Annotated in this window: 8 protein-coding genes; 7 read left to right on the top strand and 1 reads right to left on the bottom strand. The window is 40.6% G+C overall.

The genetic code is table 11. The features are described from left to right. Positions 1-2,103: HD domain-containing phosphohydrolase (locus tag MSA64_RS00580; protein WP_287890114.1), on the top strand; the 2,103-nt coding region annotated here is incomplete at its 5' end. A gap of 155 nt (positions 2,104-2,258) precedes the next feature. Here the strand turns inward: MSA64_RS00580 and MSA64_RS00575 are convergent. Next, complete coding sequence (locus tag MSA64_RS00575) at positions 2,259-4,028, bottom strand: glycoside hydrolase family 13 protein (protein WP_287890112.1); 1,770 nt, start codon at positions 4,026-4,028, stop codon at positions 2,259-2,261. 316 nt (positions 4,029-4,344) lie between these two features. Between MSA64_RS00575 and MSA64_RS00570 the strand changes: the two genes are divergently transcribed. From MSA64_RS00570 to MSA64_RS00545, 6 genes are all read left to right on the top strand, one after another. Continuing rightward, positions 4,345-5,352 carry a LacI family DNA-binding transcriptional regulator gene (locus MSA64_RS00570; RefSeq protein WP_154433016.1) on the top strand — a complete coding sequence of 336 codons (1,008 nt, stop codon included), beginning with the start codon at positions 4,345-4,347 and terminating at the stop codon, positions 5,350-5,352. A 1,105-nt stretch (positions 5,353-6,457) separates the two neighbouring features. Further along, the gene (locus tag MSA64_RS00565; protein WP_022170961.1) at positions 6,458-7,234 is read left to right on the top strand and encodes a ParA family protein; all 777 of its coding nucleotides are present in this window, start codon (positions 6,458-6,460) and stop codon (positions 7,232-7,234) included. After that, on the top strand, positions 7,225-8,166 hold the full coding sequence (locus MSA64_RS00560) for a ParB/RepB/Spo0J family partition protein (protein WP_287890109.1): 942 nt from the start codon (positions 7,225-7,227) through the stop codon (positions 8,164-8,166). The genes MSA64_RS00565 and MSA64_RS00560 overlap by 10 nt, the downstream gene beginning before the upstream one ends. Before the next feature lie 220 nt (positions 8,167-8,386). After that, positions 8,387-8,902: a DUF4446 family protein gene (locus MSA64_RS00555; protein ID WP_154432764.1), complete on the top strand. Its 516-nt coding sequence runs from the start codon at positions 8,387-8,389 to the stop codon at positions 8,900-8,902. 225 nt (positions 8,903-9,127) lie between these two features. Beyond that, positions 9,128-10,417 (top strand): serine--tRNA ligase, encoded by a 1,290-nt coding sequence (gene serS, locus MSA64_RS00550; RefSeq protein ID WP_022170958.1) that lies wholly within the window; start codon positions 9,128-9,130, stop codon positions 10,415-10,417. A gap of 234 nt (positions 10,418-10,651) precedes the next feature. Then, positions 10,652-11,524, top strand: a complete 873-nt coding sequence (locus tag MSA64_RS00545; RefSeq protein WP_022170957.1) for a DUF3881 family protein — start codon at positions 10,652-10,654, stop codon at positions 11,522-11,524. Positions 11,525-12,069: the final 545 nt, after the last annotated feature.

Here is a 12,069-nt window from a genome sequence, read left to right as displayed (position 1 = left end):
TTTAGCTCCTTATGTTTTGTCATGATCATTCTGTGTCCGATTCCTCTTTTGCTTTATGCAGACAGCATACAAAATGGCCGGCACAGACGTATGTATCTGATCGCTGGCGGAATTGTTCTGGCTAATTTTGCAATCAGTTCTGTTTTGTACAGCACAGGTATGAAAGACTACATTGAGATGCTGCCATTGGGCCAGATTATCCTCGCTGCCGTCTTTGTCATGGTATTTGTCCATCTCTTCCAGTATCTGCATAAGAGCAAATACCACACGGATCGGTTACTGCTGGTGGGATTGCTGCTCATCATGGTTTGTGTGACTATTGAATCTGCCTCCGTATATTTTGTCACCTCGGTGTCCGGTATCTTTACCGGTATCGGCATGATCATTCTGTTATTTGTAAATGTATTCCGTACGGTTCGTGGAATCCAGCATATGGAAGATATGCGTCAGCAACAGGAACTGGAAAGAAAGCAAAAGCAGACAGAGGAAATGACCCTGCAAATGATGCGCACCCTGGCTGCAACCATTGAAGGAAAGGATCGAAATAACTGCGGACATTCCATCCGTGTCGCCGAATATGCAGCATTAATCGGTAAACGACTTGGTTTGTCTTCTGAAGAAATAGAAAATCTGAAGGATTGTGCCTACCTGCACGACATCGGCGCCATCGGCATCCCGGATCAGATTTTAAGCAAACCGGGAAGACTCAGCGAAGAGGAATATGCCCTCATCAAACAGCATACCCTCATAGGTGCCCATATTTTAAAAGATATTACACTGGTTCCTCACCTGGTTGAAGTAACAAAAAGTCATCACGAACGCTATGATGGAACCGGCTATCCGGAAGGTCTTTCCGGAGCAGCTATTCCTCTCTATGCACGAATCGTCGCCGTGGCAGACAGTTTTGATGCCATGCATTCCAGAAGGATCTATCGAAATGCTCTGTCTGAAGATCAGATTCGAAAAGAATTTTCGGAAAGTGCCGGCAAACAGTTTGATCCTCGAATCTCTGCCATTCTTCTGGATTTAATGGACGAAGGGCATCTGGAGGATATTACAGGCAAATACAAAGAAATGGAAAACTCTCTGTATATGGATTCCAATCACACGATCAATAAGTTTATATCCGATGTGTTTACTACCATCAAAAGTCAGGAAGATATCACTAGCTACGATTTCCTTACCGGTCTTCCATTGCGTACTCTTGGCGAAAAACAAATCGCCTGTGCCGTTCAGGATCACAGTGGATGTCTTGCGTTTGTGGATATGGATAACCTGAAGAAAATTAATGATGTGCATGGACACAAGTCTGGTGACCGCGCTCTGATGACTCTGGGCAAACTTCTGGCACGCTTTGCATCAAATGGATATGCCTGTCGCCTTGGTGGTGATGAATTCTTGCTTTTCTTTCCTGACATCACCCATGAGGAAGCTTCGGAACATATAACACAACTGTTCCAACAATTCCATGCGCTCACCAAAGATGATGCGGAGATTCAATACGCTTCCCTGTCTGCAGGCCTGTATATGTGTTCCGGCAATGAACCATTCCCTGACTGCAGTTCAAAAGCCGACAATGCTTTATATTATGCCAAGCAAAATGGAAAAAATCAGTTTTCCTTCTATCAGCCTCAGATCGACCATCTGTCCACCAGTGTATCCGGAGCCGGCAATAATCTGACTCAGATTGCAAAATCTCTTCAGGACAGTGGCAGCTATATGGGTGCTTTGAATCTGGATTACCGTGATTTTGCAAGACAGTATTCCTATATTCATCAACTGGTCATCCGAAACCATTGCAGATGTTACCTGATCATGCTCACCATGGAATCCACCGGTGAAACCTCGCCAAGCATCGAAAAAGCTGAACAGGCTTTATTACAAATGGAAGAAATCATTCGTAAGAGTATTCGAAAAATCGATATCTGCACTCGTTACAGTTCCATGCAGTACCTGATTCTTCTGTTCCAGCCTCTGGAATCCGCGATCCCGAATATTATGGATCGGATTTTTATGCAGTATGAATCTTTTGATTGCAGTAAGGAATTTCATCCAATTTATGATTATCAGGCTATGTCCGAGGAAGAACATAAAAAATATTAATTACTGTTTTTCCTCATGAAACCTTATATTTTGATTTTCACAGACAAAAAGGCGACGGATTTTGTACAATCACAAAATCTGCCGCCTTTTCATTTACGTGAGCAATGAGTCAAGTCCGTGCTTGCTCTAGACCTTGGTGCCTGACAGGATATTTGCTACTGAATAGTTACTCCGATCTTACGAATCAGGGTTCCGTTTGCTCCAAGTATGTCACCATCAAATTTCCGTGCAAAAAGGATTTCGCCTTCTCCTTTTACTCTTACATTTTCATTAGACGCATTTAATAATATTTCTATTTTATTTCCTTCTTCGTCGATTTTTACATATTCCACACATCGTCCGTTTTCATAGGTATTTGGAAAATGAAAATGTGGGCTTCTGCAGGTTTTCTCATTCCGTCTAAGTATGATCAAACGATTGATTGTCCCGATCCTCTCCTGGTTCTCATCACTCTCGATTTCGCTCCACGGCATGCACCTTCTGCAATCCGGATCATGAGCGCCCTCCATAGCAATCTCCGTCCCGTAATAAATACATGGACTTCCGGGAAGTGTAAAAAGAATTGCCAGCTGCTGGTAAAAAATATCCAGATTATGAAGCCGGTTTATCAGACGCTCTGTATCATGAGAATCCAGAAGATTGAACAATACATTGTTATTTTGCTGCATATACATCGTATAACAACGATTTACCATGTATTCAAATTCTTCTTTTTTCATGGTCTGATCCAGGAAAAAATCATGGATTCCACTTAACAGGGGATAGTTCATTACAGAATCATATTCATCACCCAGCAGCCACTGACTTGCATCATGCCATATTTCTCCAAGCAAATAGATATCTGGTTTTATCTTTTTCAGATGCTCCCTTATCCGTTTTAAAAATCGATGGGATACTTCATTACCCACATCAAACCGGATTCCGTCTATATCATAATCCCGAATCCAGTCCTCGCAGATCTTGCAGAAATATTGAATCACTTCTTCATTATTAGTATTCAGCTTTGGCATCCCATCGGAAAATGCGAAAGAATAAAAACGTCTGTCTCTGGTATCCGCTCTCTTTCCGATCTGCTCCCAGTTTTCAACCATGAACCAATCCGCATAGCGGGAATTCTTTCCATTTTTCAGTACATCCATCCAGGGAGCAAATTTTCTTCCACAGTGGTTGAATACGGCATCCACCATGATTCGAATCCCTTTTTCGTGTGCCTCTTTACAGAGTACTTTCATGGTATCTCCATTGCCAAAAGACCGATCAATTTTCGTATAATCTGTTGTATCATATTTGTGGTTTGACTCAGCTTCCATGATAGGATTCAAATAAATACCGGTAATTCCAAGTTTTTCCAGATAGGATAATTTCTGACGAATCCCTTCCAGATTCCCCCCGAATTTTTCCTCATTGGTCACCCTGCCCTGATTTCGCCACGGCAGAATGTCTTCTCCGTTTTTTTCCGGAGTTCCATTACAGAATCGATCCGGAAAGATCTGATACCAGATCGTATCGTTCACCCATGAAGGTGTACGGTTTATATCTGCCGGATTCATCCACGGTACAACAAAACACTGTAGCATACGACCGTCCATCTTAAGCTGATCTTCCGTCAGAAAACCATCTTCGAAGTAATACCAGACTTCTTTTTCTGTATGAAGTTCAAAATAATATTTACATCGCTTATACACAGGCAAAAGTGTTGTTGTCCACCAGATTTGGTGGGACAGACGTTTTTTGTATACAATCTCTTCCCTTTTTCCTGTCCACTTCTCATTTCCTCCCAGAATTCCTGCATCGAAGGGATCGCCATAATGGATAAAAATTTTCTTTACATCATATCCGGTCTTGATATTTACAACAAGCTGGTTCTCGTCCAATGCATAACTCATCTGTTCCGATGTCTTATGATATACGCTGGCAAATTCCATCTGATTTTCCTCCAAATTATATTATATAAGAAACTAAATTTATAGATATTTGTTTCGAATTGTTTCGACGCCTTTACTATAATTCTTTTTCCTTTCAACGTCAATCTTTTTTATTATTTCCATACTATTTTGTGTATTCTATACAATTATTTCCTTGTATTTCTATTAATTATTGACAATCATATTTTATAGCAAAACTTTACTAAATTCTTTTCATTGTTCCATTGATTTTTACAATCATATTCTATATAATGATGTTGTGGGCAAACGGTATTTTGACCCCTGTATCATTTTTTACACGGAAGGACATTTCATCATGACCACGATCCAGGATATTGCTGATAAAATGGGGATTTCCAAAAGTGCTGTATCAAAGGCTCTGAATAATGCCCCTGACATTAGCGAAACTTTGCGAAAACAAGTTTTAGAAACTGCCGTAGCACTTGGTTATACAAAGTTACGGCGTTATCGAAATTCTGTCAGAAAAATATGTGTCTTAATAGAAAAAGATAATATACAGTATGAAGAACCTTATCATTTTGCATATGATATCATTATGGGATTCCGGCAGCTGGCAGAGCCACAGGGATTTGATGTTGTGATCGAACCTGTTGATATCCAGATACAACGCAACCAGCCTTATGATGTTTATATGCTGGAACATGATTATGTGGGGTCTTTTGTGATCGGTTTTTCTCTTGCCGATCCATGGCTTAAGGATTTTGAAAACAGTTGTACTCCAACTGTACTTTATGATAACTATATTACAGGCAACCCTTCCACTGCCTATGTGGGTATTGATAATGACGAGGGTATGGAACTGGCGGTATCCCATCTTGTCAGGCAGGGGCACCGAAAAATTGCATATCTCAGCAATTCTCTTGGTTCTCAGATTATCCAGATCCGATACTCTGCTTTCTTCCGTTCTATGCGCAAACACGGACTGAAAGCTTCTTATGACAATGCCGGTTGTTCCTGTTTTCTTTCCGAATGTATGGAAAAACATCTTCCAAACTTTTTAAAAAGTGGAATGACTGCCATTATCTGCAGCCAGGACACCATTGCCAGTGCTGCTCTGGTTCAGTGTCAACAGCTCGGATATCGGGTTCCTGAAGATGTCAGTATCGTGGGCTTTGATGATCTGCCAATAGCTGCTTATACATCACCGCCCCTAACCACCATCCGTCAGGATCGAACAGAACTGGGTAAAAGTGGATTTTTTGCATTATCCAGCCTTCTCAATCATGTTTCCATCAGCACATTCCTTTTGCATGCGCAGCTGATTGAAAGAAAATCCACGGCACGCATTTCTGAAAAACAATAGACTTTGGCTCGTTGCTCGCGTAAAAAAAACAGTTTGCTTTGATGGAATTATTTTCATAGCAAACTGTTCTTTTTATTTCCGGATCCTGTTTTATTTGCAATTCCGTTTCCTGGAATAAATCCTACAACTACTGCTTATTACTCTTCGTAATTGAAGCAGGTGATTTACTTGATTCGTTTGGACTCCGTTTCTCAATTCTTACTTATTATATTTTTGTAACTGTTCAGTACCTTCACAGTTACGAGACAAAATGCATTTAAACCATAAAAACACGCTGTGCGAGTTTTTATCGTTATCGCGGCACTCCTCAAGGTTCCGTGCAAGCACGGACTTTGACTCGTTGCTCGCGTAAATCATCTTCGGTGATGGTATTTTGGCTTGTATGCCTCGGGATTTTGACATATTCATGTCAAAACATCTCGTGGGACAGTGGTTACTGAATAGTTACAATATGTCAAAATTCAGAGATATACGATACAAAAGTCTGCTATTAAAGAGGATTGAGTTGACAACAAAATTTTATTCAGGTGGAAGCAAAAAGAGTGAATAGTAACTATGTTTCACGTGAAACATTCAGGAAATAAGTCGTAGCTGTTCAACACTTTTACAGTTACGACAGCACTACTGGACATTAAATAATTAAAAAGATTCACGCATGTAATAAAACACTTCAAATAAAAAATACAATAATATGATGTTATGGTCAAAAAGTATTTTACCCCCTTTGATACCGAATTATTCCGCGCTTCGCATTCTCACAATTAACAAAAATATTCACAAATTGTTCGTCCTTTTGAAAATAACTATTTACTCATACTTTTGACGAACCCTATGTTCAAAAATCTTACCACAAGTAAATCCACATCAAATCTAAGAACTTATGATCCTGGCATCATAATATTACTAAAACAGAAACAGGAAACGAATGCTTTTTGTATAAAAAAGAAAAAATGTTTCACGTGAAACGTTTTGTGTGGAATAATAGAAAATCAAGTGATATAATAGAACCAGCAATTGATGTATAAAATAAATCTTAAAACAGTTGCACGTAAATTAAAATTGTACAGAAAAATACAGATGAAAACGAACTGGAAGGAGTACAGTTATGGGAAGAGCAATAGCAATTGCAAATCAGAAGGGCGGCGTGGGAAAATCCACGACAGCGATTAATTTATCCTCCTGCCTTGGTGCCATGGGCCAGAAGGTTTTGACAATAGATCTGGATCCACAGGGAAATACAACCAGTGGTCTGGGGGTAGAGAAGGATGCAGCAGAGAATACAGTATATGAATTGTTACTTGGTGAGTGTGAAGTAGAAGAATGTCTGCAGAAATTGGAATTCGAAGGAGTGTCTTTAATTCCTTCCAATGTCAATTTAGCGGGAGCGGAGATTGAACTGATTGGTATCGAAGATAAAGAATATATATTACAGAATAAAATCAGCAAGATCCGAGATCAGTTTGATTTTATTATCATTGACTGTCCGCCATCATTGAATATGTTGACCATCAACGCAATGACAACTGCAAATACCGTTCTGGTACCGATTCAGTGTGAATATTACGCACTGGAAGGACTTTCTCAATTGATGCACACAATCGAACTGGTGCAGGAAAGACTGAATCCGGATCTGGAAATGGAAGGTGTTGTATTTACTATGTATGATGCGAGAACTAATCTTTCTTTACAGGTAGTAGAAAATGTTAAGAATAATCTGAATCAGACAATCTATAAAACTATTATTCCGAGAAATGTACGTCTGGCAGAAGCACCAAGTCATGGACTCCCGATTAATTACTATGATGCAAGATCCACAGGAGCAGAAAGTTATCAGCTGTTAGCAGAAGAAGTGATACACAGGGGGGATGAAGAATGGCAGTGAAAAAAGGTGGCCTTGGAAAAGGATTGGATTCTTTGATTCCATCCGGAGCTCCGAAAAATAAGAAAAATATAACAGAAGAAAAAAAACAACCGGTAAAAGTAGTAGAAAAAGTAGTGGAAAAGATCGTTGAGAAACCGGTTGAAATGAAGATGAAAATCACAGAAGTAGAGCCTAATAGAGAACAGCCAAGAAAAAATTTTGATGAAGATGCTCTTCTGGAACTGGCAGAATCTATCAAACAGTTTGGCGTTTTGCAACCACTGCTGGTTCAGAAAAAGGATGATTACTATGAAATTATTGCCGGGGAACGCAGATGGCGAGCTGCAAAACTGGCAGGGTTGAAAGAAGTACCTGTTATTATCAAAGATTTTTCAGATCAGGAAGTTGTAGAAATTGCACTGATTGAGAATATTCAGAGAGAAGATCTGAATGCAATTGAAGAAGCGGTTGCCTATAAACGGTTGATGGAAGAATTCCATCTGAAACAGGATGAAATTGCAGAGAGAGTATCCAAAAGCAGAACTGCGGTTACGAATGCGATGCGACTGTTGAAACTGGATGAGAGAGTGCAGGATATGCTGATTCAGGATATGATTTCTCCGGGACATGCAAGAACACTTCTGGGAATCGAAGACAAAGACCAGCAATATAATCTGGCGATGCGAATCTTTGATGAAAAACTGAGTGTCAGAGATACAGAAAAAATCGTGAAAGATCTGCAAAAACCCCAAAAAGAAGAAAAGAAAAAAGAAGCAGATCCGCAGATGGAAGTAATCTATCAGCAACTGGAAGAACGAATAAAATCGATCGTGGGAACCAAGGTGGCGATCCAGCACAAGAATAAGAATAAGGGTAAAATAGAGATTGAGTATTATTCTCAGGCTGAACTGGAACGACTGATTGATCTGTTCGAATCCATAAAGGGATCTTGAAAAACGTCCGCTAAGAAATAAGTGCAAGGAGCATAAGAAGGATACTTGTAACTGTTCAGTACCCTCACGGTTACGAGTCAAAATGCATTTCTAATCACCTTCGGTGAAGGCATTTTGACATAAAACATGCAAAAACACCTCGCGGAATGCTACCTACTGAATAGTTACGGAGAATCATTTTGGTAGTGGCAGCTGATAAATAGAAAGGGTAGATTGACACATGAATAATTTTTTTGATGCAATAGGTATTGACCTGGGAATTCTGGTAGTCATGCTTATGGTATTGGTACTGGTATTGATTGTACTGGTGTTAAATGTTTCTCTGGGACTGCACCGGCAGAGACGTCGTTACAATATGTTTATGAAAGGCGCGGATGGACAAAGCCTGGAGAGAGTATTTTCTCAAAAATTAAAAGAAGTAGACAGGCTTTCAAGAGCAAACGAACAGAGTCTTGAAGAAGTCAGGGGACTGAAGGATATGCTGTCCAGGTCTCTGACAAAATACGGGATCGTAAAATACGATGCTTTCGATGACGTAGGAGGAAAACTGAGTTTTGCAATCGCTCTTCTGGATATGAACAATACCGGATTTATCCTGAATGCAATTCACAGCAGAGATAACTGTTTCTTCTATATCAAAGAAATAGTAAAAGGAGAGTCCTACATTCTGCTCAGTTCAGAGGAAATGGATGCCTTGCGTCAGGCAGTACATTTTGGAGAGAATAAGGTTCGATAAGAGAAAAGAAAAAAAGATTGCAGAAAGCAGATGGAACGAAAAAAGTTTCATCTGCTTTTTTGGTCACGGGATAACGAGGCAAAGCCTATCCTGTGAGAGAATTGTATTTATCCAAGAACCGTGTGAATCCCACTTGAAAAAAAGGCAATACTATTATAAAATAAAGAGAATGATTACTTATTATAATAAAGAACAAGAATAGTAACCTGAAAGAGGGAGGAAAATATGTTAGATATCAAGTTTGTCCGGGAAAATCCGGATGTGGTTAAAGAAAATATTCGTAAAAAATTCCAGGATCAGAAAATCCCGATGGTAGATGAAGTCATCGCTCTGGATCAGGAAAACAGAAATATTAAGCAGGAAGTAGAATCCCTGCGTGCAAATAAAAACAAAATCAGTAAACAGATCGGTGCACTGATGGCACAGGGTAAAAAAGAAGAAGCAGAAGAAGTGAAGAAAGAAGTTGCAGCTTCCGGTGCAAAAATTGATGAACTGTCTGCAAGAGAAAAAGAAGTAGAAGAAAAAATCAAAACAATCATGATGACAATCCCGAATATCATCGACCCTTCTGTCCCGGTTGGAAAAGATGACAGCGAGAACGTAGAGATCGAACGTTTCGGCGAGCCGGTTGTTCCGGATTATGAAGTTCCGTATCATGCGGAGATCATGGAATCTTTCGATGGGCTGGATCTGGACAGTGCGAGAAAAGTGGCAGGTAATGGTTTCTATTATCTGATGGGAGACATCGCAAGAATCCACTCCGCAGTTATCTCTTACGCAAGAGATTTTATGATCAACAAAGGATTTACTTACTGTGTACCGCCTTTCATGATCCGAAGCGATGTAGTTACCGGTGTTATGAGTTTTGCTGAGATGGATGCCATGATGTATAAAATCGAAGGCGAAGATCTGTATCTGATCGGAACCAGCGAACATTCCATGATTGGTAAATTCATCGATACCATTCTGCCGGAAGATACGCTGCCGAGAACTCTGACAAGCTATTCTCCTTGCTTCAGAAAAGAAAAAGGTGCACATGGTCTGGAAGAGAGAGGTGTATATCGTATCCATCAGTTTGAAAAACAGGAAATGATCGTTGTCTGCAAACCGGAGGACAGCAAGATGTGGTTTGATAAACTGTGGCAGAACACTGTTGAGCTGTTCCGTACCCTGGATATCCCGGTTCGTACTCTGGAATGCTGTTCCGGTGACCTGGCTGATCTGAAAGTAAAATCCATCGATGTAGAGGCATGGTCTCCAAGACAGAAGAAATACTTCGAAGTAGGAAGCTGCTCCAACCTGGGTGATGCACAGGCAAGAAGACTGAAAATCCGTGTAAATGGTGAAAATGGTAAGTATTTCGCACATACTTTGAATAATACTGTAGTTGCGCCGCCGAGAATGCTGATTGCCTTCCTGGAAAATAACCTGAATGCAGACGGAAGTGTAAATATCCCGAAAGCACTGCAGCCATATATGGGTGGAATCGAAAAAATCGTACCGAAACATAAATAAGAGATGGAATGCAAGTCAAAATGCCATCATCGAAGGTGATTAGAAATACATTCTGACTCGTAACTGTGAGGATACTGAACAGTTACGATGGAATAATAAAAAGACAGCGGCTGTTACGGACACCAGATATCCGAAGAACAATGGATATCTGGTGTTGGCATGCGGAGAAAAGTTACCGGGTCATTCCTGTGATGTGGTAACAGAAAATGGATAATAAGAAAGGAGGAAGACTGTATGCACAGTTATCTTCGGGCTATAGGATTTTCAAAACTGGAGCAGAAAGATCTGGATCAGATCCTGCAAGAGGTGATTGTTTCCTGCGATGAGAAAAAGATCGCAGAGCAGGGAAAAAACGAGATTTTTGCGGAATTGTCCCGATATTTTGGTATGAATATCGGACTGCGTGTCTGTGGAACTTATGATGAGCAGGATCAGTTTCGGATGGAATATTATTTTCCGTATTTTGCCGGAAGCGGTATCACCAGTCAGGAAGATGTGATGGTAGAACAACGTTCTGAAAAAGTCTGTTTTTCCGGAGCGTGTGACGATGTGCGTGTGGGTGTGACTCTGATCTTTTATCTGGCAAATGCAGGAGAATATCTGACAGAACGTACCAAGGGGACACCGGGGGAAGGTTTCAGCAACCTGACCTTATCCGGTCTTTCTACGGAGGGCAAGATTTTGTTGCCAATTCAAAAAAATATTGCCCAGAGAGAACGGGATCAGCAGCTGACCCGGAAGAGAACACAGATGATCTACGAAGCGCGCCGGGGAAATGAAGAAGCGATGGAAAATCTGACTATGGATGATATGGATACGTATGCCATGATTTCAAGAAGAATCGCTAACGAAGATATTTTTTCTATTGTAGATACGTATTTTATGCCTTATGGTATGGAGTGCGACCGGTATAATGTAATGGGAGAGATTCTTGAATGGATGGAAACCACGAACAAACTGACCGGCGAGAAGCTGTATCAGATGACAATCAACTGCAACGACCTGATCTTCGATATCTGTATGAACCAGGAAGATCTGATGGGAATCCCGGAAGTTGGTCGAAGATTCAAGGGAATTATCTGGTTGCAGGGAAGCCTGAATTTTTAAGGTTGTCATTTCAGGCATTCTATAGTAGAATAAATATATCTGTGAAGGTAGCGAACAGTTACCGAAATAATCTGTAGATTGACAACTCGAAAAAGAGTTGATAATCTTATATATGGCCGAAGGGAAAATCCCAGAAACCCAGTAAAATCAAGGGTTTGCGGCATGTGTCGTCATAGCTCAGCTGGATAGAGCACTCGCCTCCTAAGGGGGGACCTGTACTGAGAACTATTGAAAAGTACTCAGGTGTCGATGGCAATTCGATACTGAGAATTTTGATTAGAAAAGCCAAGTGCTGCAGAGGACGCAAATAGCATTTTCGCCGAAAAAAATATCGGCTGAAAATAGAAAAATCGGTCACCGATCCGGGTGATCAAAAAGGCTGAAAAACCTTGATTTTGCGCGTAAGCAACGAGCCACAAATCCGGCATTTATGCAGGATTTTGGCGACTGCCGCGTCACTGAGCGTCAGCGAAGTAAGCCAAAAATCGTATGTCGGCATAGCTCAGCTGGATAGAGCATTCGCCTCCTAACTTTTAGCCATGACT

This window comes from Oliverpabstia sp. (assembly GCF_022785585.1).
Taxonomy (GTDB): domain Bacteria; phylum Bacillota; class Clostridia; order Lachnospirales; family Lachnospiraceae; genus Oliverpabstia; species Oliverpabstia intestinalis.
This window is presented reverse-complemented; position numbering and strand designations above follow the sequence as displayed.